Source organism: Dokdonia pacifica, assembly GCF_900188275.1.
Taxonomy (GTDB): Bacteria; Bacteroidota; Bacteroidia; order Flavobacteriales; family Flavobacteriaceae; genus Dokdonia; species Dokdonia pacifica.
In genome coordinates, this window is record NZ_FZNY01000001.1 from 116,564 (window position 1) to 143,135 (window position 26,572).

Annotated in this window: 24 protein-coding genes; 9 read left to right on the forward strand and 15 right to left on the reverse strand. The window is 36.0% G+C overall.

Annotated features, from left to right (window positions below; all coding sequences use genetic code 11):
- Positions 1–95: 95 nt before the first annotated feature.
- From CHB80_RS00545 to CHB80_RS00555, 3 genes are all read left to right on the forward strand, one after another.
- The gene (locus CHB80_RS00545; protein WP_089369489.1) at positions 96–1,577 is read left to right on the forward strand and encodes a hypothetical protein; all 1,482 of its coding nucleotides are present in this window, start codon (positions 96–98) and stop codon (positions 1,575–1,577) included.
- Positions 1,578–1,762: 185 nt separating this feature from the next.
- Entirely contained in the window at positions 1,763–4,255 is a 2,493-nt protein-coding gene (locus CHB80_RS00550; protein ID WP_089369490.1) for a zinc-dependent metalloprotease, read from the forward strand.
- Positions 4,256–4,426: 171 nt separating this feature from the next.
- Positions 4,427–4,804, forward strand: a complete 378-nt coding sequence (locus CHB80_RS00555; protein ID WP_089369491.1) for a hypothetical protein — start codon at positions 4,427–4,429, stop codon at positions 4,802–4,804.
- 60 nt (positions 4,805–4,864) lie between these two features.
- Here the strand turns inward: CHB80_RS00555 and hemL are convergent, their stop codons facing one another.
- From hemL to CHB80_RS00570, 3 genes are read right to left on the reverse strand one after another with little or no spacing between them, the layout of a single operon-like run.
- Complete coding sequence (gene hemL / locus CHB80_RS00560) at positions 4,865–6,151, reverse strand: glutamate-1-semialdehyde 2,1-aminomutase (protein WP_089369492.1); 1,287 nt, start codon at positions 6,149–6,151, stop codon at positions 4,865–4,867.
- A 3-nt stretch (positions 6,152–6,154) separates the two neighbouring features.
- A complete protein-coding gene (locus CHB80_RS00565) occupies positions 6,155–6,973 on the reverse strand; it encodes a glucosaminidase domain-containing protein (RefSeq protein WP_089369493.1) in 819 nt (272 codons plus the stop codon).
- A 10-nt stretch (positions 6,974–6,983) separates the two neighbouring features.
- On the reverse strand, positions 6,984–7,895 hold the full coding sequence (locus CHB80_RS00570; RefSeq protein ID WP_089369494.1) for a 1-aminocyclopropane-1-carboxylate deaminase/D-cysteine desulfhydrase: 912 nt from the start codon (positions 7,893–7,895) through the stop codon (positions 6,984–6,986).
- Between the two features lie 493 nt (positions 7,896–8,388).
- Here CHB80_RS00570 and CHB80_RS00580 point away from each other — a divergent pair, with 493 nt between their 5' ends.
- The 3 genes from CHB80_RS00580 (at position 8,389) to CHB80_RS00590 (ending at position 11,303) form a co-directional block, all read left to right on the forward strand.
- Complete coding sequence (locus tag CHB80_RS00580) at positions 8,389–8,571, forward strand: DUF5522 domain-containing protein (RefSeq protein ID WP_089369496.1); 183 nt, start codon at positions 8,389–8,391, stop codon at positions 8,569–8,571.
- 116 nt (positions 8,572–8,687) lie between these two features.
- Complete coding sequence (locus CHB80_RS00585; RefSeq protein ID WP_089369497.1) at positions 8,688–10,670, forward strand: urocanate hydratase; 1,983 nt, start codon at positions 8,688–8,690, stop codon at positions 10,668–10,670.
- An 18-nt stretch (positions 10,671–10,688) separates the two neighbouring features.
- Entirely contained in the window at positions 10,689–11,303 is a 615-nt protein-coding gene (locus tag CHB80_RS00590; RefSeq protein ID WP_089369498.1) for a DUF4136 domain-containing protein, read from the forward strand.
- Positions 11,304–11,979: 676 nt separating this feature from the next.
- On the opposite strand, the gene CHB80_RS00595 is transcribed toward CHB80_RS00590, so the two are convergent.
- The 3 genes from CHB80_RS00595 to CHB80_RS00605 form a co-directional block, all read right to left on the reverse strand.
- On the reverse strand, positions 11,980–14,031 hold the full coding sequence (locus CHB80_RS00595) for an alpha-ketoacid dehydrogenase subunit alpha/beta (RefSeq protein WP_089369499.1): 2,052 nt from the start codon (positions 14,029–14,031) through the stop codon (positions 11,980–11,982).
- Positions 14,032–14,078: 47 nt separating this feature from the next.
- Entirely contained in the window at positions 14,079–15,143 is a 1,065-nt protein-coding gene (locus CHB80_RS00600) for a branched-chain amino acid aminotransferase (protein WP_089369500.1), read from the reverse strand.
- Positions 15,144–15,213: 70 nt separating this feature from the next.
- Positions 15,214–16,527, reverse strand: a complete 1,314-nt coding sequence (locus CHB80_RS00605; protein ID WP_089369501.1) for a dihydrolipoamide acetyltransferase family protein — start codon at positions 16,525–16,527, stop codon at positions 15,214–15,216.
- Positions 16,528–16,695: 168 nt separating this feature from the next.
- Here CHB80_RS00605 and CHB80_RS00610 point away from each other — a divergent pair, with 168 nt between their 5' ends.
- Entirely contained in the window at positions 16,696–17,166 is a 471-nt protein-coding gene (locus CHB80_RS00610; RefSeq protein ID WP_089369502.1) for an Lrp/AsnC family transcriptional regulator, read from the forward strand.
- A 320-nt stretch (positions 17,167–17,486) separates the two neighbouring features.
- Here CHB80_RS00610 and CHB80_RS00615 read toward each other — a convergent pair whose 3' ends face one another.
- Positions 17,487–18,083, reverse strand: coding sequence for an acyltransferase (locus CHB80_RS00615; protein ID WP_089369503.1), 597 nt, complete (start codon positions 18,081–18,083; stop codon positions 17,487–17,489).
- Between the two features lie 174 nt (positions 18,084–18,257).
- Here CHB80_RS00615 and CHB80_RS00620 point away from each other — a divergent pair, with 174 nt between their 5' ends.
- Both CHB80_RS00620 and CHB80_RS00625 read left to right on the forward strand, forming a co-directional pair.
- Positions 18,258–18,548, forward strand: coding sequence for a hypothetical protein (locus CHB80_RS00620; protein ID WP_089369504.1), 291 nt, complete (start codon positions 18,258–18,260; stop codon positions 18,546–18,548).
- Between the two features lie 42 nt (positions 18,549–18,590).
- Positions 18,591–18,881 carry a hypothetical protein gene (locus tag CHB80_RS00625; protein ID WP_089369505.1) on the forward strand — a complete coding sequence of 97 codons (291 nt, stop codon included), beginning with the start codon at positions 18,591–18,593 and terminating at the stop codon, positions 18,879–18,881.
- Positions 18,882–18,891: 10 nt separating this feature from the next.
- Here the strand turns inward: CHB80_RS00625 and CHB80_RS00630 are convergent, their stop codons facing one another.
- From CHB80_RS00630 to CHB80_RS00665, 8 genes are all read right to left on the reverse strand, one after another.
- The gene (locus CHB80_RS00630; RefSeq protein ID WP_089369506.1) at positions 18,892–19,644 is read right to left on the reverse strand and encodes an enoyl-CoA hydratase/isomerase family protein; all 753 of its coding nucleotides are present in this window, start codon (positions 19,642–19,644) and stop codon (positions 18,892–18,894) included.
- Between the two features lie 109 nt (positions 19,645–19,753).
- Entirely contained in the window at positions 19,754–20,014 is a 261-nt protein-coding gene (locus CHB80_RS00635) for a GIY-YIG nuclease family protein (protein WP_089369507.1), read from the reverse strand.
- A gap of 84 nt (positions 20,015–20,098) precedes the next feature.
- Entirely contained in the window at positions 20,099–22,633 is a 2,535-nt protein-coding gene (paaZ, locus tag CHB80_RS00640) for a phenylacetic acid degradation bifunctional protein PaaZ (protein WP_089369508.1), read from the reverse strand.
- Positions 22,634–22,691: 58 nt separating this feature from the next.
- Positions 22,692–23,294, reverse strand: a complete 603-nt coding sequence (locus CHB80_RS00645) for a short chain dehydrogenase (protein WP_089369509.1) — start codon at positions 23,292–23,294, stop codon at positions 22,692–22,694.
- A gap of 33 nt (positions 23,295–23,327) precedes the next feature.
- Positions 23,328–24,539, reverse strand: coding sequence for a 3-oxoadipyl-CoA thiolase (gene pcaF, locus CHB80_RS00650; protein WP_089369510.1), 1,212 nt, complete (start codon positions 24,537–24,539; stop codon positions 23,328–23,330).
- Between the two features lie 118 nt (positions 24,540–24,657).
- A complete protein-coding gene (locus CHB80_RS00655) occupies positions 24,658–25,065 on the reverse strand; it encodes a PaaI family thioesterase (protein ID WP_089369511.1) in 408 nt (135 codons plus the stop codon).
- Complete coding sequence (locus CHB80_RS00660; RefSeq protein ID WP_089369512.1) at positions 25,062–25,367, reverse strand: hypothetical protein; 306 nt, start codon at positions 25,365–25,367, stop codon at positions 25,062–25,064. Before CHB80_RS00660 ends, CHB80_RS00655 begins: the two co-directional genes overlap by 4 nt.
- The gene (locus CHB80_RS00665; RefSeq protein ID WP_089369513.1) at positions 25,367–26,545 is read right to left on the reverse strand and encodes a 3-hydroxyacyl-CoA dehydrogenase NAD-binding domain-containing protein; all 1,179 of its coding nucleotides are present in this window, start codon (positions 26,543–26,545) and stop codon (positions 25,367–25,369) included. Before CHB80_RS00665 ends, CHB80_RS00660 begins: the two co-directional genes overlap by 1 nt.
- Between the last annotated feature and the right edge of the window lie 27 nt (positions 26,546–26,572).

The following is a 26,572-nucleotide window of genomic DNA, read 5'->3' on the forward strand; positions in this document are numbered from 1 at the left end:
AAAAATTCAACAAATACTTACGATATATTTATATTTAAGCTTTAATTAAATATTATATTTACTATCACAATATACATTTACACTTACGATATAATATGATACTTTACGATTTAATACATTCACTTTCTACAGAAGATTATGAAAAATTTAAATCATATATACGTCGTAAAAACAAACGCACAGACACCAAAAATCTAGCATTACTCAAACTACTAAGACAATCACAACTTCCCGCAAATATTGATCACATCCTTTATGGAAAAGCTTCTAAAAATGCATATCATGCGTTATGTAAAAGACTTCATGATAATCTGATTGATTTTATAGCTAGTCGTAGTTTAGAAACCGAAACCACAGAAGAGTTTGAAGTTTTAAAGTTGATACTTACTGCCAGAATTCTTTACGAACAAGAAATACATAAAGCTGCGCAAAAGACGCTTCAAAAAGCAGCAACTTTGGCAAAAACTCATGATCTATATAGTATGCTTACGGAGATCTATCACACACAAATACAATACACACATCTTCATCCAGAAATAAATCTTGAGATCCTCATTCAAGATTTTCAGATCAATCAAAAACTACATCAACATCAAGAGAATCTTAATCTAGCATATGCATACATCAAAAACAAAATCTCACAAACCAATAATATAGTAACTGTAGATGTCAACCAACTTCTTTCAGATGCGTTTCAAAAATTTAATATTACTATAGACACCTCTCTCACATTTAAATCACTATACCAGTTATTAGAAATCATCAATACAGTTGCTAGATTAGAAAACAATTATGTGGATGCCTTACCATTTTTTGAGCGTGTTTATCATAAAATCAATCTCAAAAAAACACTTTCTAACAAGCATTTATATTATCATATTCACTTGCTTTATTTTATGGCAAATGCTTATTTCAGGAATAGGCAATTTGAACGTGCTACTGGCTATCTAGACACTATGAAGTCACACATGCTAAGCGAGCGAGGAAAATACGAACTCCGCTTTCGCGAAAGCGAACTCTTGCTACGCACACTTATTCTCAATTATACAGGACACGGTCTTGATGCTATTACTCTTCTAGAAAAACATTTTGAAAGTTCGCAGCAAAAAAACAAAACCCAGAATCCTGATCTTATTCTTGTATTATGCATCTGTTTAACACAACAAGAACGGCATAAACAAGCACATAGCGCTCTAAACAAATTAAGACATAGCACCACCTGGTATATCGCTAAAATGGGAGAAGATTGGGTTATTAAACATGATTTACTAGAACTCATCACACATATAGAATTAGAGCATATCGATCTTGTAGCATCCCTCTTAAAACGTTTTAAACGTAAGTATAAACATGTAATCCAACACGAAAATAGACTTCAAGATTTCTTAAAAACACTAGAAATTATCTATAAATATCCTGAAGAAATAAAAAGTATACGCTTTCGCGAAAGCGTAAAAAGGCTTTTTACATCAAAAGACAAAGCGAAAGAAGACATATTCATGTTGAGTTACTTTGCATGGATTCACTCAAAAACAACTCAAAAATCATTATATCAGACTACTCTTGATTTACTCTAAAAATTCACACCAATCAATTGTTGATTCTTCATTTTAAAATGCAAAACATCACTGCAAAATGCACAAAATAAGGTGTTTTTGTTATTTTTATAAAAAACCTCTAATAAATCAGATGGGTTTAACAATATCTTCACAAAATCCCCTCCTAACTATACTTACCTTTTGACTCTTATAAAAAACTCGTTATGCGTATAAAATTACATTTTCTGATACTCGCCTTTTTAGCAGTATCTGTTACAGGTTGTGCTGTATTTCAGCCTAAAAAATCGAAAGCTACGGCTTCTTCAAAACCCAAACCCAAACCAAAAAAAGGGGAAATAAAACCTTATAAAAAGGTAATTACCAAAGAAGCAAAAACCGACGAAGGTCTATTTACTGTTCATAAAATAGACGATTCTTATTTTTATGAAATTCCGGATTCTCTTTTTGGTAGAGAGATGCTTATGGTAACTCGTATTGCAAAAACTGCAACTGGATTAGGTTTTGGTGGTGGTAAACAAAACACCTCTGTATTACGTTGGGAAGTAAAAGACAAAAAAGTATTACTTCGCGTAGTATCTCATCAAATTTATGCTGCAGATTCACTTCCTATTTCTGAAGCTGTAAAGAATAGTAATTTTGAACCTGTTTTATATGCTTTTGATATTAAAGCATATCATAAAGACACTGTAAGTGATACTAGAAACACAGTGATAGATGCTTCAGAACTTTTCAAAAAAGATGTAAAACCATTAGGGTTACCTCAGTTTAGAAGAAGAGGGTATAAAGTAACGCGTCTTGATGAGAAACGTTCTTATATAGATACGATACGTAGTTATCCTAGAAATATTGAAACAAGACATGTAAAAACCTATAATGCATCAGAACCACCAAGCAATGGTGCTACTGGATCACTTTCTGTGATGATGAGCAATTCTATGATTTTACTTCCTGAAACTCCTATGAAACGTCGCTACTTTGACCAACGTGTAGGATGGTTTGCTCGTGGCCAAACAGATTATGGACAAGATGCTCAAAAAAGTAAAACAATTACATATTTAGATAGATGGAGATTAGAAGTAAAAGATGAAGATATTGAGAAATATAACCGAGGTGAACTTGTAGAGCCTAAAAAACAAATTGTGTACTATATAGATAGGGCTACTCCAAAAAAATGGGTTCCATATATTAAACAAGGTATTGAAGATTGGCAAGTTGCTTTTGAGGCTGCTGGATTTAAAAATGCCATCATCGCAAAAGATCCTCCTACGCCAGAAGAAGATCCAGATTGGAGTCCAGAAGATGTACGTTACAGTGTAGTACGTTATTTAGCATCTCCTATTCCAAACGCAAATGGACCTCACGTAAGTGACCCTAGAAGTGGAGAAATATTAGAAAGTGATATCAACTGGTATCATAATGTAATGACATTATTACGCAACTGGTTCTTTGTACAAACAGCCGCTATCAATCCAGATGCACAAGGTGTTGAGTTTAAAGACGAAGTAATGGGACGTTTAATACGTTTTGTATCTTCTCACGAAGTTGGACATACATTAGGATTACCACATAATATGGGAAGCAGTGTTGCATATCCTGTAGACAAATTACGTGATCCTGAGTTTACAAAAAAATATGGAACAGCTCCTTCTATTATGGATTATGCGCGTTTCAATTATGTAGCTCAACCTGGAGATGGTGATGTTGCTCTTATGCCTAATATTGGTATTTATGACAAATACGCTATCAAGTGGGGATATAAACCAATCCTAGACAAATCTGCAGAAGATGAAAAGAAAACATTAGATAACTGGATATTAGAACATGCAGGTGATCCTATGTACCGTTTTGGAAGACAACAATTTGGTGTCATCGATCCTAGTTCACAAACAGAAGATCTTGGAGACGATGCTGTAAAAGCAAGTACTTATGGTATTGCCAACTTAAAACGTATTGTTCCTAATCTTATTAAATGGACTGCAGAAGATGGTAAAAACTACGATGATTTAGAAACTATGTACAACCAAGTATTGTCTCAATACAATAGATATATGGGACATGTAACTGGTAATATAGGTGGTGTGTATGAATATTATAAAACATATGACCAAGATGGTGCTGTATACACACATGTAAGTGCAGACAAACAAAAAGAAGCACTGGAATTTTTACAAAAAGAATTATTTGAAACACCAGAATGGCTTATTGATGAAAACATCTTTGACAAAGTAGAATCAGCTGGAAGTGTAGAACGCATACGTCGTTTCCAAACTCGTACACTTAACAACTTACTTGACTTTGGAAGAGTAGGACGTATGTTAGAAAATGAAGCTTTAAATGGTGCTGATGCATACACAACCATAGATATGATGGAAGATTTGCGCGATGGACTTTTTAGTGAACTTAGAAGTAGTAGAAAGATTGATATCTATCGTCGTAATTTACAACGAGCGTATGTAGAACGCCTAGAGACATTAATGACCAAAGAACAAACTCGTCTATCTGGCGCTTTTGCTCGTTTCTCTTCGCGTACTAATATCGATGTAAGTCAAAGTGATATACGTGCTATTGTTCGTTCAGAACTTAAAGACTTAAAACGCACATTACAGAGCAACACTGGACGCATGCGAGATAAAATAAGTAGAATACACCTTATTGATTTAATAGAGCGCATCGATTTAATTTTAGATCCTAAATAATAAATACATCTTTTTTTGTATTGTAAAAAGCCCTCCATTTGGAGGGCTTTTTTCTTAAGAATACGTTAATTATAAACAACATATTAAACCTTCTAAAAAACATAAGGTCATAGTAGCATAACAAAACATAATAAAGAAATGAAACATATTTTAACAATGGTTATTCTCTGTATGACAATAACAGTTAGTGCACAAAGAGGACGTGATGGAGGCAGAATGCAATTAAGTGCTGAACAACAAGCTACTTTACAAACAAAAAAAATGACGCTTGCCTTAGATCTAAATGATCAACAAGCAAATAAGGTTTATACTATACAACTAGAACAAGCCAAGAAAAGAAAGGCATTTATTGCAGAACGTAAAAAACAAGATCGCCCTGAATTAACCAAAGAACAGCGCTTTGAATTAGAAGAAAAGAAACTAGATAATATGATTGCTGTTCAGAAAGAAATGAAAGCAATCCTTACTGCCGATCAGTTTGAAAAATGGCGTAAAATAAAACTCAAAAGACAACAAAAAGGTAAACGTAAACACCACAGAAGAAGGTAGCGCAGATGTAGTTTGGATAAAGGAGAGATACTATGGCATCTCTCCTTTTGTTTTATATATCTATAACGTACTTGCTACTTTTTGCACAGCATTTATAGTTGTATCCAAGTCTTCATAGGTTAATGCATCTGTGATAAACCAAGTTTCATAAGCACTAGGAGCAATGTAAATACCTTCAGCTAGTAATCCATGAAAAAACTTCTTAAATGTATCATTGTCACCCAATGCAGCTGTTTTAAAATCAACAACCTCTTCTTCTGCAAAATGAACAGAAATCATGGATCCCACACGATTGATTGTATGCACGACTCCATGTCTATTTAAAGCTAATTCAATACCTTTATGAAGATATGCTGTCTTTTCTTCTAAGCGCTTAAAAAGATCCTTGTCTGTATTGATTTCTGTAAGCATTGCAAGTCCTGCTGCCATTGCCAGAGGGTTTCCACTTAATGTCCCTGCTTGATATACCGGACCTAATGGTGCTAAATGATTCATGATTTCATCACGAGCTGCAAAAGCTCCAACAGGTAATCCTCCTCCTATTACTTTTCCAAAAGTCACAATATCTGCCTTCACATTTTTAAGTTCTTGCACACCTCCTTTTGCCAATCTAAAACCCGTCATAACTTCATCAAAGATGAGAAGTGTATTATGTTGATCACATAATGATCTTAGCCCTTCCAAGAAACCATTTTTTGGAGGTATACATCCCATATTCCCAGCAACTGGTTCTACTATGATTGCTGCAATTTCATTTGGATTTGCATTAAAAAGAGCCTCTATTTGATCTAAATTATTATAATCGGCCAATAAAGTGTCTTTAGCAGTACCTTCAGTAACTCCAGGACTATTTGGTGTTCCAAAAGTAACGGCTCCACTACCCGCCTGAATCAAAAAAGAATCTGAATGACCATGATAGCATCCAGAAAATTTTATAATCTTCTCTCTATTCGTAAATCCTCTTGCTAATCGTATAGCACTCATACAAGCCTCAGTACCACTATTTACAAAACGTATTTTATCAATACCTGGCACCATTTCTATAGCTAATCTTGCTATATCTGTTTCAATTTCTGTTGGCATCCCAAAAGAAGTTCCTTTTTGAGCTTTAGATACTACCGCATCTACCACAGGTTGATATGCATGTCCTAATATCATAGGACCCCAAGAGTTTATATAATCTATTAATGTTCTCCCGTCCTCATCATAGAGATAAGCTCCTTTTGCTTCTTTTACAAAAATAGGATCGCCTCCTACAGATTTAAATGCTCTTACTGGGCTATTTACTCCTCCTGGAATTACAGTTTGCGCCTCTACAAATAATGCGCTACTTCTTTTATATATCATGAATTAATATCCTCTATCAAATGGTTCTACATATAGTACTTGACCTTCAAAAATCTCATTGCTTTCAAGTCCATTGAATTTTTTAAGATCATCAACAGTAATCTTGTATTTCTTTGCAATGCGATATAATGTTTCTCCTTTTACTACTGTATGTTGGTTTTTCCTATCGGTAACTTTCTTGTAATCTCTTTTTTCCTTCCCTAATACTTCTCCATCATACTGATATAATTTATATCGTTCTATAAGGGATATTAATTTATCTGGATATTTCCTATCTGTTGCATAACCTGCAGCTTTCAATCCTTTTGCCCATCCTTTATAGTCATCTTTAGGTAATTTAAAAAGACTAGAATACCTTCCTCTATTGGTTAAAAACAAAGAATGATCTCTAAATGAAAATTTTGCTAGGTTATATTTTCTAAAACACTCTCCTTTTTCATCATCATCATGATAGACTCTTGCGCCTTTCCAATCATGGCATTTGATTCCGAAATGGTTATTAGCTTTTCTCACTAACTCCCCATTTCCTGCTCCAGATTCTAATATTCCTTGTGCCAATGTGATACTAGCTGGTATTCCATATTGACGCATTTCTTCTTGAGCAATCTCTACGTATGTTTCTATATAACCTTCTACTCCTGTTTTAGGAACAGGGTTGACTACTTTTTCTTCTTCTTTAGGCGTTTCATCCTTTGGCTGCGTAATGACACGTTCTTCTCGCTCTTTTTTTGGGGTAACTACTTTACGTGTTGTTCTTTTTGAAGAACCACAACTTCCAAGTACAAATCCAATTAAAAGCAACAGTGTTATTCGTCTTATCATATTTTATGTTCTATATATCTATGGTTTGACTCCCTTTTTTTTGCAGTTTTTTATTCACCCCTTCAATACCCTGAAGCCCTCCTGTATGAATTGCTAAAATACGAGAATTTTGTGGGAAAAAATCTTTTGAAATAAGGTCCAAAATACCATACATCATTTTCCCGGTATAGATAGGATCTAATACTATTTGATGTGTGTTTTTGAATTCATTCATAAAGTGCACAAGTGTTTCGGGTACTTTAGCATATCCGCCAAAATGATATCTCTGTTCTAATTCCCAATTAGATGCATGTACTAATTTCTGTATTTCTGCTGTCAAAAAATCACCTTTTAATGCTGGAAATCCAAGCACTTTTTGAGAAGTAGCAGCCGTATTAATAATACCTGATATAGTTCCTCCAGTACCCACCGCACAACATATATAGTCAAACGAAAGATCTGATGGGCTTAGTATTTCTTCACATCCTTTTATGGCAAGACTATTAGTACCTCCTTCTGGCAAAATATAGGCATCTGGATATTCTTCTTTAAGCATGTTTAAAAATGACACCTCATCTTTTTGTTTATATAATGCCCTAGATATGAATTTAAATTTCATACCATGGTTAGCGGCTTGCTGTAGTGTTTTATTTTCTGCTAAGGTCTTATCTAAATCAACACCTAACTCATCACCACGTATAATACCTATTGTATGAAAATCATATATGTTTCCTGCAACTGCGGTAGCAGCTATATGATTTGAATATGCACCGCCAAAAGTAAGTAGGGTTTTATAATTATTAGCTTTCGCGAAAGCAATATTATATGTAAGTTTCCTATACTTATTACCTGAAATATGTGGATGAATAAGGTCTTCTCTTTTAATAGATAAACTTACATTATAAGGAAGCGATATTGTTTGGTTTTGAGTTACCTCTATCACAATTCAAAATAATTTAAAAATATGTGTTTCTACCCTTTTCATAGATACTTAATAAAAGACCAATACGATCTACGCTCCAGATAATGGAGATCACTTTCATTTTTATAAGCTTCCCTCTCAAAAGAAATATTACTATATGCTTTATAACTATTCCTATAGCGTAGTAATCTTATAATATACTCTACTCCGTACCAAACAAAAAAGGGAAGTACTAGCATTTCTAACTGTTGGCGTAAATGAATACGTTCATGGTTAATAAAAACTTGGTCTTTTTTTAACTCGACACGTTTCATGATAATAAAAGGCCATAGTGTAAGCCCTACAAAACGCTTTCTTAACAGGTATTTATTTACAATCAAAAACACAGTTCAAAAGTACTCTATAATCTTAGTAATCAAACCAAACATTAGAATAATTATCTACCAATCTATTAACAGCCATCTATAGTAATCTCCAGACAGTCTTAGTATATTTGTAATCCATAAAAAAAGCAATGTCGTTTACAAGAAAACATATTCCTATTGAGGAAGGAGATTATTATCTCACTCCAGAAGGTTATAAGTGCTTTACAGAGCAATACCACCTTAAGCGTGGTTATTGTTGTGAAAGTGGCTGTAGACATTGCCCGTATGGATTTGACAAAAAAACCAATTCGCAATCTTCTAAAAATGGATAATACAATTGTATCATATCGCACTTGTATTTCTACGATCCATCATAGAGCAAATATGCGTTACCCATGATTTTTAAAGTATACTCCGATTAAAATCAGTATTATTAAAAAATCAACATATGACTTTTCAAGAACACATACTTCAAGGAATTCCAAACGAGCTACCTGCTAAAAAAACATACGACCCCTCTATAAACCATGCACCTAAGCGTAAAGAAATTCTTTCTCCCGCCGAAAAAGAATTAGCATTACGTAATGCACTACGATATTTTGATTCAAATCACCATGCTACTTTACTTCCTGAATTTAGAGAAGAATTAGATACTTATGGACGTATTTATATGTATCGTTTTAGACCTGAATACAAGATGTATGCTCGTCCTATAGAGGAGTATCCAGCACAGTCTAAACAAGCTGCTGCCATTATGCTAATGATTCAAAACAATCTAGACTATGCAGTAGCGCAACACCCCCACGAATTGATTACCTATGGCGGAAATGGAGGTGTTTTTTCCAATTGGGCACAATACTTACTTACCATGCAGTATTTGGCTCAAATGAATGATCATCAAACATTAGTTATGTACTCGGGACATCCTATGGGATTATTCCCATCACATAAAGATGCCCCACGAGTAGTCGTAACAAACGGAATGATGATCCCTAATTACTCACAACCGGATGATTGGGAGAAATTTAATGCATTAGGCGTGACTCAATACGGGCAAATGACCGCAGGAAGTTATATGTACATTGGACCACAAGGTATTGTACATGGAACCACTATTACGGTACTTAATGCTTTTAGAAAGATAAAAAAATCACCTAAAGGAGGGCTTTTTGTTACCTCAGGTTTAGGAGGCATGAGCGGAGCACAACCCAAAGCAGGAAATATCTCTGGATGTATTACTGTTTGTGCCGAAGTTAATCCAAAAGCAGTTCATACAAGACATTCACAAGGATGGGTAGATGAAGTAGTCACAGATACAGCTTCGCTTGTAGACAGAGTAACAAAGGCAAAAATGGCTCAAGAAACGGTTTCTATCGCCTATCAAGGAAATATCGTAGATGTATGGGAAGCCTTTGACAAACACAATATTCACATCGATATTGGGAGTGATCAAACATCTCTTCACAACCCGTGGGCAGGTGGATATTATCCATTAGGGATGAGCTTTGAAGAAGCAAACTCATGTATGGCAGAAGACCCGGTACGCTTTCGCGAAAGCGTACAAAGCACCCTTATACGTCATGCCGCAGCCATTAATGCCCACACACAGAAAGGCACGTATTTCTTTGACTACGGAAATGCTTTTTTACTAGAAAGCTCTAGAGCCGGTGCAGATATTTATGCAGAAAACGGTATCGATTTCAAATACCCAAGCTATGTTCAAGATATTATGGGACCTATGTGTTTTGACTATGGTTTCGGTCCTTTTAGATGGGTATGTGCTTCTGGAAATCCTGAAGATTTAGCGAAGACAGATCAAATAGCTTGTGACGTATTAGAAAAGCTAGCTCAAAAAGCTCCTGAAGAAATCCAGCAGCAAATGCAGGATAATATCCAATGGATTAAAGGCGCTCAAGAAAACAAACTTGTTGTTGGATCACAAGCACGTATCTTATATGCAGATGCAGAAGGACGCATGAAAATTGCACAAGCTTTTAATGACGCAATTGCTCAAGGCACTATAGGGTATGTAATCTTAGGACGTGATCATCATGATGTTTCTGGAACAGATTCTCCATACAGGGAAACCAGTAATATCTATGATGGTAGTCGTTTTACTGCTGATATGGCGATACACAATGTAATAGGAGATAGTTTTAGAGGCGCTACCTGGGTAAGTATCCATAACGGAGGAGGTGTTGGATGGGGAGAAGTTATAAATGGCGGTTTTGGTATGGTTCTTGATGGTACTAATGACGCTAAAAGACGTCTGCAATCCATGCTTTTCTGGGATGTAAATAATGGTATTGCACGTCGAAGTTGGGCTCGTAATGAAGGTGCTGTTTTTGCTATAAAAAGAGCCATGGAATCACAACCCGACTTGAAAGTAACGTTACCAAATATTGTAGAAGATCGTTTATTTGAACAATAACACTTAAAAAAGGAATCTATGAAAGCATTACGATTACTCCCATTACTAGCCATCATGCTAATTGTGTCTTCATGCAACACTGTACGTGTCGCATCAGATTATGATCAAACTGTCAATTTTAACGAATATAAAACCTATGCCTTTTACAAACCAGGCATAGACAAAGCCGAGATTTCTGATCTCGATAAAAAACGTGTCCTTAGAGCTATTGAAACAGAAATGGAAGCCAAAGGATTTACAAAATCAGAAAACCCAGCAGTACTTGTGAGCATTTTTGCAAAAGCAAACAAGCGTGTAGATGTATACCAAAACAACTTTGGCTTCAGAGGAGGCTGGGGCTGGGGAGGTTTCGGATATGGCGGATTTGGCTGGGGAGGCGGATTCGGCCCTTGGTGGGGCGGTGGCGCCTATAACGGAAACACTGTTTCTGAGCGTATAGAAGGTATCCTTTATATAGACTTACTAGATGTAGATAAAAAACAATTGGTATGGCAAGGTAAAGGTACTGCTTCTCTAATCTCTGGAAATGTAGATAAACGCGAAGCTCGTATACAAGAAATTGTAAAAGAAATTATGGAAGTATATCCTCCAGCACTTGCAAGCAATAGTAAATTAACTCGCGAAAAAATTTAGTCTTCTCCTTAAAAGAAAAGACCTGTAAATGATGCAATTCTCATATTGTATCCCGAAAAACACCGAATTCCTTTCTTCGGTGTTTTTTTGTGCTCATTATTAAAAGTCGTAAAAAAATTAGTAATGCCTACTCTTTATAATTGTAATATTCATAATAAAGACTAGTAGCACAACAGTCGTTTTTCCTACTCAAAAACGACTGTTGCAAAACCTACTACATGAACTCTATTCAAGAAATATCTTTACCAGCTATAGTAATACCCAACATAAAACTGACAGATAAAGCTATTGTTCCTATAGCTACTTGAGCAATAATTGGGGCAAAAATTGAAATAAAAATAACGTAGAAATAAAAACGTTCTCAATAAAGTACAATTCAATTATTAATTTGGGATGCTTATTTTATCTCATACTTAAAAGTACATTAAATAGTAGAAAAATCCAAATTTAAAATTTGATTAAAAACCTGAAAATCAATACGTTATTACCGTATTTTACATATATTTCAGTAAGAAAAAAAATAAAATTTTCTCTTGTAAAACTCTTAATAACTCTAGTAATAGCATGACGTTGTTTAAGAACAAAAACAACAACAAAGGGGATTAATAATATATGTTAAAGCCCATTGAGTTTTTATTTCAATGGGCTCTTTTTTTTTAGAACTAATAGCAAAAAATCAATAATTAAAAAGCTGTTCTATTTTAATTTTCACCTTTTCTGTATTGGGAATCATGGTTTGCTCCAATGTACTATTTAAAGGAATTGCCGGCATATTTTCAGATCCAATCAGCATTACTGGAGCATCTAATTCTTGGAAGCATTCTTCTTGAATTCTTCCCTGAAGACCGCGACTAAAACCGTTATCTGAAGGTTCTTCAGTAATCACTAGGCATTTCCCGCATTTTTTTACACTCTTAAAAACTGTTTCGTAATCAAGAGGATGTAATGTTCTTAAGTCTACTACTTCTATACGATCTTGCATTCCCAGCGCTGCACTAGCATTCATCGCCCAATGCACTCCCATACCATATGTAATAATAGAAATAGTCTCTACATCTTCTTGCTTCCAGATCTCTTGCAATACCCATGCTTTTCCAAAAGGCAACACATAATCCTCAGAAGGCTCTATAGAAGTAGCCCCTTTGGTTCCAGGAACTTTAGACCAATACAATCCCTTATGTTCAAAGATCACGACAGGATTCGGATCATAATATGCTGCTTTTAGAAGCCCTTTCAAATCTGCCCCATTAGAAGGGTATGCGATTTTAAGGCCTCGTATATTAGTTACGACACTTTCTACAGAAGACGAGTGGTAAGGACCTCCAGAGCCATACGCCCCTATTGGAACTCGTAATATCATAGAAACCGGCCATTTCCCATTACTTAAATAACAAGAGCGAGATACTTCTGTAAATAATTGATTTAATCCTGGCCAGATATAATCAGCAAATTGCACTTCTACAATAGGTTTTAAACCTGTTGCGCTCATCCCTACAGTAGACCCTATAATAAATGCTTCTTGGATAGGGGTATTAAAAACACGGTTATCTCCAAACTTCTGAGCTAGTGTTGCAGCTTCCCTAAAAACACCCCCTAAACGACCACCAACATCTTGTCCATACATTAAACATTCTGGGTGTTTACGCATTAACTCTTCGATAGCAAATAAAGCACAGTCTACCATCACTACTTGCTCTCCATCTTTTGGAGAACGCTCTCCTATCTCTTCTGTAATAGGTGTGGGCGCAAAATCATGTGTAAATAAATCTTCAGGTTTTGGGTCTTCTGCTTTTTGTGCTTTAGAGAAAGCCTCTTCTGTTTCCGCTTTCGCGAAAGCAATAATTTCATCAATCTCTTTTTGAGAAACTCCTCGATCCAAAAGTAATTGTATCATTTTTGGATACGGATCACGACTACGCGCTTCTTCTAAATCATCTCGATACCATTCCATACGCACCCCAGAAGTATGATGATTTAATAAAGGTACTTTTGCGTGAACTAAAAAAGGCCTACGTTCTGTACGTATGGTATGAATAACATCTTGCAATGTATTGTAACTTTCTTCAAAATCGGTTCCATCTATAGTTACTGCATCTAGTCCATTAAAACCACGCGCATATTCATAGGCGTCTTGTGCTCTTGTCTCGGCTGCATTTGCACTAATATCCCAACCATTATCTTGAACAAGATATAAGATAGGGAGTTGTTTTAAAGCTGCCATTTGGAATGCCTCAGCAATTTCTCCTTCAGTAACAGAGGCATCTCCTAATGAGCATACTACAAATGGCGCATCTTTTACATCAGGGTTTGAAAGCCCTTCTGCCTCTGAATACCAAAAGCCCATAGCAACACCTGTAGCGGGAATAGTTTGCATTCCAGTAGCACTACTTTGATGTGGAATTTTAGGCTTATCATCATCTTTTAAACTGGGATGAGAATAGTAGGTTCTACCACCTGAAAAAGGATCCTCCCGCTTTGCAAATACTTGCAGCATCAAGTCATATGGAGTCATTCCTATAGCAAGTAACATAGCATCATCACGATAATAAGGAAACGCATAATCTTGAGGTAATAACTGCATTCCTATTGCCGTTTGAATCACTTCATGACCACGACTTGTTGCATGTACATATTTTGAAACTACTTTAAAATTTTCTTCATACAGCTCGGTCATTGCTTTTGCTGTACATAGGTCTTTAAATCCTTTTTTAAGTATATCTTTATTCATCTTTAGCACCTGTAAAGACAGGCAACTATTTTGGTGTTAATGACTATTTATACAAATTCTTTTGTAGTGGCGGGCATCATCCATCCAAACACATCTTCTTCTAGACCTGTTTTGATGGCATTGAGCGAATCATTTATAGCTTCCCCAACAGGATATGTTTCTGACACTTTTATAGTATCATCCCCCCATCCTATTTCTTGAATATAAGCAATCCCTACTGCGGTACCTGTACCAAAGGCTTCTTCTAAATTTCCATTTTGAGCTGCCTCAGCAATTTCCTGTATCGTAATGGGCCTTTCTGTTACTGTATATCCTTTATGTTTTAAAAGATCAATTACACTTTTTCTAGTGATACCATGCAACACAGATCCATCAAGATTAGGGGTAATAAATTGTCCATTAATCTTGAAAAAGATATTCATGGTTCCAACTTCTTGAATATAGGTATGTTCATTGGCATCTAGCCAAAGTACTTGATCAAACCCTTTTGATTTTGCAATTTCTGTAGGTCTAATAGCTGCTGCATAATTTCCAGCTGCTTTTGCTTCTCCTGTTCCTCCAGCAGCAGCACGTATATAGTTTTTTTCTGCCCATAACTTAACGGGTTTACTAAAAAACGGTCCTGCTGGTGAGGCAATAATAATAAATTTAAAACTCGTCGCAGCCCTCATCCCTATGAAAGGCTCATCTGCATACATAAATGGTCTTAAATACAGAGCACTTCCATCTGCTGGCGGAATCCATCCTTGCTCAACAGCTACAAGTGCTTTTAACCCTTCTACAAAAAGATCTTCAGGAAATTCTGGCATCCCCATACGGCGTGCACTTGCGTTAAGACGCGAAGCATTTTCTGCAGGGCGGAATAAAAGAGGCTCTCGCTTTCGCGAAAGCGTACTCTTCATCCCTTCAAAAATAGCTTGCCCATAATGCAATGCCATAGCCGCTGGATGTGTAGGAATAAGCTCTAAAGGAGTTACTCTTGGATTTTGCCATTTTCCGTCTGCATAATCACAAATAAACATATGATCTGTAAAAGCGCGACCTAAAGGAATGTTATCAAAATCAATACTATCTAGCTTTGAATCTGAAGTTTTAGTGATTGTTATATTCATAGTAGGGTTATACTTTATGCCTCTGTATCCTTTTGGATATCTCCCAAACGGGGAGTATTGAGGTTATTATTTATATTTTTCTTTTCGTATCAAATTGTTCTAAATTATCGGCTATTCTCTTCAAGAAACTACCTCCTAAAAATCCATCTACAATTCGATGATCAAAACTTAATGACAAATACATCATCTGTCTAATCTCAATGGTATCGCCTTCTGGGCGCTCCATCACCTCAGCACGCTTCTTAATAATTCCTGTAGCCAGTATAGCTGCTTCCGGTTGATTAATAATAGGGGTTCCCATCACACTGCCAAAGGTTCCTACATTACTTATCGTAAATGTACTTCCCTTAACATCATCTCCTCTTAGTTTATTTTCTCTCGCTAGTGCAGATAGCCTATTTACTTCTGAGGCGATTTCTACTAGATTTTTTTTATCGGCATCTTTTACTACAGGAACAATTAAATTTCCTGAAGGTAGTGCCGTTGCCATTCCTATATTGATATGCTCTTTTACAATGATATTAGCTCCATCTACAGAGACATTAATCATAGGAAAATCTTTTACTGCTTTTGCAACTGCTTCGACAAAGAGTGGTGTAAAGGTTAATTTTTGACCATGTTTTTCTTGAAAAGCAACTTTATTAGCATTACGCCAATGTACTAACTCGGTAAGATCTGCTTCTACATATGCCGTTACATGCGGACTCGTATGTTTACTATACACCATATGATCTGCTATCATCTGGCGCATACGATCCATCTCTACAATTTTTCCAGTTCCTTTATCAAGATCTAATTGTGGGATTCTATATGCTGTAGGATCAGCCTGAGCTACAGGTTGAGCAAACTGAAAAGGGCGACCGTCTTCTATATATTGCATGAGATCACTCTTACGAAGACGCCCCTCTTTTCCTGTTCCGGGTACTCGTGCTAACTCCTCATATGACACATGATGTTGCTGTGCTATACTTTTAATAAGCGGACTCACAAACATCGTCCCGTCAGGAACTGTAAATGCTGTATTATGATTTGTTGTAATTACAGGTTTTTGAGAAGTTTTTTTAGTAGTCTTCTTAGTAGAAGCCTCAGTACTTTTAGTTGCTACAGCCTCTTTTTTAGGAGTTTTCTTTACAATAGTTCCTTCTACAACTTCATAAGTAGCAATTGCAACACCTACTGCAACAACACTCTTTGGTTCAAAAAGATGTTTTTTTAATATTCCAGAAGCTGGCGCTGGTACTTCGTTATCAACTTTATCTGTAGCTACTTCTAAAAGGATATCTCCTTCTTCAAAGGCTTCACCTTCTGCAACTAGCCAATTTAATATAGTTCCTTCCGTAATACTTTCACCCATTTTAGGCATTAAAAGCTGATCTTCTGTCATTTATATTTTTATTTACAACTAACACAAAATACTAATAAACACCTTAAAAAAAGCCTAATACCCTACTATATAAATTAAAAATAGAATAATATTCGTTAATTTTTATATAAAAAGATTTTTATTCTATTTTTGCCACTCTTTATTCATTAAAATAGTAAACTATTATTCATGAAACTAGATGCTACAGATCAAAAATTACTAGATCTACTCCAAAAAGATTCTAGCCAAACCGTAAAGTCATTAGCACAAAAGTTAGGGAAATCTACAACGCCTATTTTTGAAAGAATTAAAAAGCTTGAAAAAGAAGGGCTAATTAAAGGGTATTCCGCCCGATTAAACACAAAGAAAATTGGTCTTAAGCAGACTGTTTTTATTGCTATTTCGCTACAAGGACATACTCGAAGTTATCTTGAAAAATTTGTAAAAGAAATCAATGACTTTCCGGAGGTAGTAGAGTGTCATCGTGTAAGTGGCGGGTTTGATTACTTACTCAAGCTAGTGGTTGAAGATATTGAAGCCTATGAGAAGTTTATTATATCAAAACTAACATTACTCCCGTACTTAGGGAATGTACAAAGCCATATTGTATTATCTACTAGCAAAGAAACCAACGAGGTAGATTTATCATTCTTGGCATAAAAAAAAGTGATAATACTTAAACGCTATTATCACTTTCATGACTGTGCTTTCATAATACATATGTTATTTTAGTTGGTTTTCAAATGTATTATCTATGAATCGCATAACTTGCTCCATCTGCTAATTCTTGTAAAAAATCAGCCATTTTTTTCATCTTTTCCTGAAAAATTCTCAATAACCTTTTCATAATTTTTGTTTTTAAGAGTTAATAATTACTTTATACTCTTTAGACGCAAAATTCATGCAAGGGTTGAGCTATTTAACACTTAATTACCAATAAATTAACGCAACATCTCATAAGTGTTAATATTGCACTTAGATTATCCTCCTTTAAACTCCTGTAGTGTTTTATAAAAGTCTTCTTGTTGAGGCCTATCTTTAGGGATCTCTCTTAATGGTTCAACCTCCCGTAGTGACTCATAACAATCGGCGGGGAGTTGTTGATATAATTTTGTTCCTGCCGTTTTCCAAGCGATCATTTCATCACTCACCTCTTTGATTATTTTTGCAGGATTACCCACCACTAGACTTCGAGATGGAATGACTGTTTCTGCTTTTACAAATGCCATAGCACCTACAATACATTCATCACCTATCACTGCATCGTCCATAATCACACTATTCATTCCTATGAGGCAGTTCCTTCCTAAATTTGCGCCATGTATTACAGCGCCGTGCCCTATATGTGCGCTTTCGCGAAAGCGTATAGACTTTCCTGGAAACATATGCACGGTACAATTTTCTTGTACATTTACTCCATCTTCCAGTATGATTTCTCCCCAATCTCCACGTATAGCAGCCCCTGGGCCTATATAACAATCTTTACCTATAATAACATTACCTGTTACAGCTGCTAGTGGATGAACAAAACTAGAAGGGTGTATCACAGGTATGTGTCCTTTAAAACTATATATCATGATTTTTAATCATTGTATAAACTATGTGCATGTATATACTCTTGAATTATCTAGAATATTATATCATTTTAACAATTGAGCAACTAAAATTGTGTTAAAAATCACTCATCTGCCTCATAATCCTGTAAGCATTTGCGTTTACATTAGAACTAAGTTAGTAAACAAATTTACGTTATGATAGAACAAAGCACATCGTGTATTATAGAAAAAGAAACTATTTCTTCCATTAAATTTCCAAAAGAAGATGTTTTTCAAGATAAAAACAAGAAAAAAACACGTGCATATTATTTAAATCGTGCTTCACAATTAGGCAACTTACTTAAAAATAAAGTTCATATTTATTTTAAAGATGCCGAAAACAATCTCATGCGTGTACACACAACAATCTGGGCCGTTACTCAACGTAGTGTTATCCTTAAAAAGGGAACTATTATACCTCGACATCGGATTGTATACATTGATTAAAATACACATTCACAACCCACCCAACTTAATAAACAAATATTCATGGATACTTTAGAAAAAATATATCCCACCAAAAAGGAGTTTTTATACACATTAAAATTCCCCGATGAAGATGTCATCAAAAATCAACAAGAAAAAGAGTTACGCTTACATTCTATAAATAGAGCAATGCGTTTAGGAAATGTCGTAAAAAATAAAGTTCGCATTTATTTTAGAGATTCTTTAGATAGAGTCATTTTCGTATACACTACCGTATGGGGTGTTACAAAGAATGATGTCATTCTTAAAAAGGGTGTTACACTCCCTATAAAACGCATTATCCATGTAGATTGATCTACATGGATTATTTAAATCGCTTTAATGTTTCTTTTGTAAAATCACTTAACACCAAACGTCCAGAAATAGCAGCTCTTTCGGCTAACAAGGTATCCCAGTTTTCGGTTCCTTTCCAAAAGATTGTTTTCATTTCTCGCATAGCTTCTGGGTTATAAGTACAAAGGTTTTCTGCAAATGCTTGCACAGCTTCATCTAGTGCCTCTGTCGTATCATACACTTGTGCATACAGTCCTTTTTGACGTGCCCATTCTGCATCATAAAATGTATTTGCATCAATAGCTATTTGTGACATTCCGGTAAGACCTAATTTACGTTCTACAGCTGGCCCAACCACAAAGGGTCCTATCCCTACATTGAGTTCGCTTAATTTAATACTTGCAAACTTAGATGCCATGCAATAATCTGTAGCACTAGCAACACCTACACCGCCTCCTACAGTTTTTCCCTGCACACGCCCTATAATAAACTTAGGACACGTACGCATGGCATTAATTACATTAGCAAATCCAGAAAAGAATACGCGTCCCGTCTCTGCATCATTAATATTAATTAATTCTTTAAAACTTGCTCCTGCGCAAAATGTACGATCACCTCCACTTTTAAGGATAATTACTTTTACTTCATCATTCTTTCCTGCTTCAGTTATTGTATGTGTAAGTTTTGCTAAAATATCTCCTGGCAAACTATTATGCGCAGGGTGAAAAAACGTAATCGTTGAGATGCCGTTTTGTATGTCTTCTTTTACGTATGGATCGCTCATATTTATTGAATTGTCAATGCGGATTTAGTCCGCATTCGCTTTAATTATTTCCAAATTTCTCTTTACTTGTAGCATAGTCCTCAAAATTCCAACCTTCTGAAAGATCTCGTCATTCTGGATTCATCTCTTCAATGAGATTTATTTTCCATTCTCGTTTCCACTTCTTAATCGTTTTTTCTCTTCTAATTGCGATTTTTGGACTATCATGGACTTCATACCAAACTAACTGTTTAATATTATACTTTCCTGTATGTGTTCCAAAAGTTGCATTTTTATGATCAAATGTACGCTGTCTAATATTATTTGTCACACCTACATAAAATAACTTATTTTCAATATGAGCCATAATATAAGTGTACATTGTTTTCATACCTTTATCAGTTCATTTGATTAACCTAATAAGTTGTTGATTTATGCGAATGCGCAACAAGTGCGCATTGACTACCGCACTCACTTATAGCAAACCAAATTGTTCAAAATGATGATTCAAGTGTTTGCGTTCTTGCAAGTACCACTCATATTTGGTTAAATATCCAAAAACAGGGTTTTTTGTTTGCGCTTTAGGGTTTTTCTTATAAAAATCCTTAAACACTTCCTTTGCTTCCCAGAACTTCGTTATAGCAGTTTCTAAATCTGCATGACGCAAGTCTTCAACCGTTCCTTTTTTCATTAATGGCATCTCATAGTCATGTGGCATCTTTTCATAATTCCATAAAGTAGCAGCTACTTTATCTATGTATTTTTCTGGAGTTGCAATGTCAAAATCTTGCAATTGATTTCCAGCTACACGGTAACTAAATTCTAAATGTTCTACCATATGCTGGGCAGTCATCATTCCCCAATTTGGTTTACTATCTTTAGTTAATTTTGAGAGACACGCTTTTATTTTTCCTTCAGTCATTTCAACAAACGTAGTTTGTTTTTTCTCTACCATAGTTAAGATAGTAGCTACAGCTACTAATGCAGTTGCCTCTTCATCTGTTTTTCCATTTTCATAATCTACAGGCTCTGCATCAAATACCTCTACATACCACTTTACAATCCCGCTTGGATGTTCTCTTCCTGACACATCGCGTTCACGTTTTTCTTTACAAGTCAATCGTACGTAGATGGTATCATTGTGATATAACGGTCTTAAAAAACGAATATCTTCTAATCCATAATTGGCAGAAACGGGTCCTTTATTAGGATACACAAACAATCCTGCTGCTGCTGAAATAATAAAGTATCCATGAGCAGTACGTTTTTGGAAAATACTCCCATCCAAACTTGTAATATCTGTATGAGCATAAAAATGATCCCAAGTAAGATTTGCGAAATTCTGAATATCGGTATCGGTTAAAGTACGCTTATGCGTTTGCAAGCTCATTCCTGGCTTGATATCTTCATAATGGTATGCAAACGGATGCTTTTCAGCTTCAGTATATGCACCATTAGGCTGGTATATTCCCGTAATTTCCGTTAGGCTTGTAGGACTTCCTTGTACCGCACATCGTTGCATATAGTGTTTGATTCCTCGTAATCCACCCATTTCTTCTCCGCCACCTGCACGTCCTGGACCTCCGTGAACTAATAATGGTAATGGTGAGCCGTGTCCTGTACTTTGTGGAGCACTTTCGCTATTGAGTGTCAAGATGCGTCCATGATGAGATGCAGCTTCTACGGTATACGCTTTCGCGAAAGCGTTATCTGCAGTCACCACAGAACTCACTAGAGATCCCTTCCCCATTTGAGCAAGCTCTATCGCCTCTTCAACACCATTATATGGCATTAGTGTACTCACAGGGCCAAAGGCCTCTACTTCGTGTACTTGTGTATTTTTAAATGGCTGATCTTCGCGCATCAAGATAGGTCGCATAAAAGCTCCTTTCTCTCCATCAGCACCTATCGCTTCTACAGGGTCAAAAGAACCATATACAATAGCTGCTGTTTTTGAAATTTTTTCAACCTGTGCTTTTATGGTATCTCGTTGATCGGTATTGATTAATGATCCCATACGTACTTCTTTAAGCTTAGGATCACCTATAACCGTTCTATCCAATTGCTTTCCTAATGCAATTTGCACATCTTCCATTAAGTTTTCTGGAACAATAATTCGGCGAATGGCCGTACATTTTTGACCACACTTCACTGTTATTTCCTTACGCACTTCTTTGATAAAAATGCTAAACTCTGGAGTACCCGGAACGGCATCAGGCCCTAAAACAGCAGCATTCAAACTATCTGCCTCCATAGTAAATGGTACACTTTCTTCTAGTAATCTAGGATGTGCTTTGAGTAAACGTCCTGTATGGGCACTTCCTGTAAACGTAACAACGTCCTGGCTTGCTACCGTATCTAGGATTGACGTTGTAAGTCCTGACAACAATTGTAATGCTCCCGGAGGAAGTATGCCGCTATTGATAATTTCTCGAACGACAGCTTCTGTTAAAAACGCTGTTTGTGGTGCAGGAAGTACCACCGCTGGCATTCCCGCCATCCAGTTTACAGCACACTTCTCTAACATTCCCCAAACAGGGAAGTTAAAGGCATTGATATGCACTGCTACTCCTTTTTTTGGCACCAAAATATGATGTGCCATAAATCGGCCACCTCTTGATAAATCAATAGGATCTCCTTCTACAGCATATGATTGATCTGGGAATAGTTTACGTAAACTTGCATTTGCAAATAAATTTCCAAAACCTCCTTCTATATCAATCCAACTATCTACACGTGTAGCTCCCGTTTTATAACTAATTTCATAAAACTGCTCTTTACGCTTGTTAAGATATAATGCTAGTTTTTTAATCATATTACCACGTTGCTGAAAAGTCATATCTCTCAATGCTTTTCCGTGATCACGACCATATTGTAAGGCACTTGCTATATCAAGTCCCTCGGTACTACTAAGACCAATTATTTCCCCTGTAATAGCGTCATACATATTACGAGTATTGTTATTGTCTCCAGTAACCCACTGGCCATTTATATAAGATTCTAAAATCATAAACTGTTTATTTTAAAGTCGAAATCAACATCGAAACTGAAATCGAAAACGTATTTTATTATGCTCTTATTCGTATAATACTTCCATTAATTCTTCCTAATACACTCTTCACGTATCCGTCTACTACTTTCTGCATAGGTACTGGAGTATTTCCTGGGAAATAATCTTTGTATTTTTCGTAGGCATCTTCTACAAGATCTGCCGATACAACATTTACACGAATGCCTCTTTCTAATTCTAAAGCGACTGCCTTTGTAAAGCTTTGAATCGCACCGTTTACCATTGCTGCACTTGTGGTCATATCTACAGGTTCATCAGCTAGGATTCCAGTGGTCAGTGTTACTGAGCCTCCATCATTTAAAAAGGCTCTTCCGAGACGCACTAAATTAACCTGCCCCATCATCTTACTTTTGATGCCTATATAAAAATCGTCTTCAGATAAGCTATCAAATTTATCCCACTTTGCATCCCCAGCTATATTTACAATGGCATCTACTTTACCAACAGCTTCAAACATCTTCTGAATAGATGCTGATGAAGCAATATCTACGGTAACATCTCCTGATGACCTCCCTGCAATAATCACTTCGTGATTTTCAGCAAAACGCTGTGTTACTGTTTTTCCTATCGTTCCGTTTCCTCCTATGATTAGTATTTTCATATAGGTATATTTTAAATACGCTTTCGCGAAAGCTTATAAAGTTACATTTTCAATAATTGCCGCATATCCTTGTCCTACGCCTACACACATTGTAATTAAGGCATATTTTTTCTTCTGTTCCTGGAGTTCTAAAGCTGCCGAATAAGCAATACGTGCTCCTGTTACTCCGAGTGGGTGTCCTATTGCAATAGACCCACCATTTGGATTGATACGAGGGTCATCATCTGCTAGTCCCCATTCTCTGATACACGCCAATGCTTGTGATGCAAAGGCTTCGTTAAGCTCAATCACATCTATATCATCCATGGTAAGTCCTGCTTTTTGCAATGCTTTATTTGAAGCTTGCACAGGCCCTATTCCCATAATACGCGGCTCTACTCCTACTACTGCCGAACTTACTATTCGCGCTAATGGTTTTAATCCGTATTTTTTTACAGCGTCTTCACTAGCAACAATTGTAGCTGCGGCACCATCATTTAATCCAGAGCTATTTCCAGCAGTCACACTTCCTCCTTCTTTCTTAAAAGCCGGACGTAATTTTGCTAGTATTTCTTTGGAAGTAGTTGGTTTTATAAACTCATCATCTTTAAAGACAATAGGGTCTTTTTTACGTTGTGGAATTTCTACAGCAATTATTTCTTTTGCAAGCCTTCCAGATTCTTGCGCTTTTGCAGCTTTCATTTGACTATGGTATGCAAACGCATCTTGATCTTCGCGAGAAATATTATATTTTTCCACTAGGTTTTCGGCAGTACTCCCCATACCATCTGTGCCGTATAATTCATGCATTTTAGGATTCACAAAGCGCCATCCAAACGTAGAGTCATACATTTTACTATCTCCACCAAAAGCAGTAGATGGTTTTGCCATAACGTAGGGGCCGCGAGTCATGTTTTCTACTCCTCCAGAGATAAATACATCTCCATCACCAGACTTGATTGCGCGATTTGCTTGTATAATCGCAGAGAGACCACTACTACACAATCTATTTACTGTTTCCCCAGGCACTGTAAATGGAAGTCCTGCTAATAATAATGACATACGAGCCACATTACGATTATCTTCTCCTGCTTGATTAGCACATCCCATAATCACATCGTCATAGGCTTCTTTTGGAATATCAGGATTGCGTTTTACGACTTCACGTATTACGTGTGCTCCTAAATCATCCGTACGCACTGCTTTTAATGTCCCTTTATAATTTCCTATTGGAGTACGAACTCCATCTATAATATATGCTTCCATATTATGCCCGCATATGCGGGTATCTTTTTAATTAAACTTAGGCTTCATATTAACAAGCCCTCTCTGTCCTTTGGACATCTCTCCCTAAGGGAGAGAATATATTTAACTTATAATATAATTATTCTACCCAATCTTTTGTCGTTCTATAAACAACGCCCTTAAACAAAGCAACGAGTTCTTCTCCTCTTTTCACTTCGATAATATTAAAGCCTATTTTCATTTTTTGTTTATCTACAGTTGCCTCGGCAGTAATATAATCGCCTTCTACTAAAGCCTCAATATGATTAATACTTGTTTCTATAGAAACCGCATATTTACCATAGGTGTTTGCTGTAAACCCAAAAGCTGTATCGGCGAGTGAATATGTAATACCTCCATGTGCAAAATTCATACTATTCAGCATTTCTTTACGCACCGTCATTCCCACTTTTACATAGCCAACTTTGGATTCTATAATCTCAATTCCTAACCAAGTGCTATATGCATCTTGGCTTAGCATTTTATGTGGTATGTCTTTCCCTTTCATGATTCAAAAATTAACACTTCTACATCTTTCAAACCTGAGTTTCGTATCTGTTGCATTTCTTCTTCATTAGTACATTCTATCAATAATCCTATATTCAATTTATCAAATACACCTATATCATGTATTGAATGTCTTATTTCATCAATCCCAATAATTTTCCTTACTATAAGCCTGTTATCAACACAAAATTTAATCAAGTTATCTAAACTTATTTGACCTTCTAATATATGTCCCGCAAAGATTAACCCTCTTCCAGTAATTATAAATTTATCTGAGATATAATACTTTGCAATTTCTTTCATTAAAAGAACTTTTTATTTTCTTTATTCATCCTTCTTAACAAAGGTGAGCATCGGTATCTATCTTCATGGTATTCATCATACAAGTTGTCCAACTGTGACACACACCAATCAATCCCCTTCTCATTAGCCCATGCGAGTAATCCTTTAGGGTAATTTACTCCTTTAGTCATGGCATTATCTATATCTTCGGCACTCGCTATATTCCAAAATAAGGCATCTGCTGCTTCATTGATAAGCATTACAAGAATACGTTCAAAAATGTATGTTCCTACTACCTCATCTGTATCTGGGTTTGCTTTCGCGAAAGCGTTATTAGCATTTTCATCGGTATAATGATAATATCCTCTTCCCGACTTACGTCCTAAATAACCGGCCTGACTATGTCTTTGTTGTGTAAATGAAGGTTTATATCTTGGATCTTGATAAAAGGCATTAAATACAGTTTCTGTTACTGTATAATTAATATCATTTCCTATAAAATCCATCAACTCAAAAGGCCCCATTCTAAATCCACCTATAGTCTTCATAGCCCAATCTATCGTTGCAAGATCTGCTATTCCTTCTTCGTAGATACGCAAAGCTTCTCCATAAAAAGGACGTGCTACACGATTTACAATAAATCCAGGAGTATCTTTTGCTACAGCAACCACTTTTTTCCAGCGAGTAATTTCTGTAACACACGTATCCAATACATCTTGAGAAGTTTGTACTGCCGGAATTACCTCAACCAATTTCATTAAAGGTGCGGGGTTAAAGAAATGAATTCCTATACAGCGCTCTGGTTTTTCTAACGATGCTGCAATAGATGCAATAGAAAGACTGGACGTATTTGAGGCTATAATAGCTGTATCAGATACATACGATTCTAGTTCTTGGAATACCTTCTTTTTAATATCAAGGTTTTCAATGATAGCCTCAATAGTCAAGTCTGCATTTGCTAGTTCTTTTAAAGAATTTACATATTGAATATTTCCTTGAATTCTATTTTTCTCATCTGCATCAATCCTCCCTTTTTCTATGAGGCGATTCAGAATTTTTTCGAGTTTTACCGCTGCTTTATCTAAAGCAGGCTGTTGTACATCAAAAAGTTTTACAGAACATCCTGCTGTTGCTGCTACTTGTGCAATTCCAGAACCCATGGTTCCTGCTCCTATTATACCAATGTTTTGTATTTCCATAAATATTCCCTCACCCTAACCCCTCTC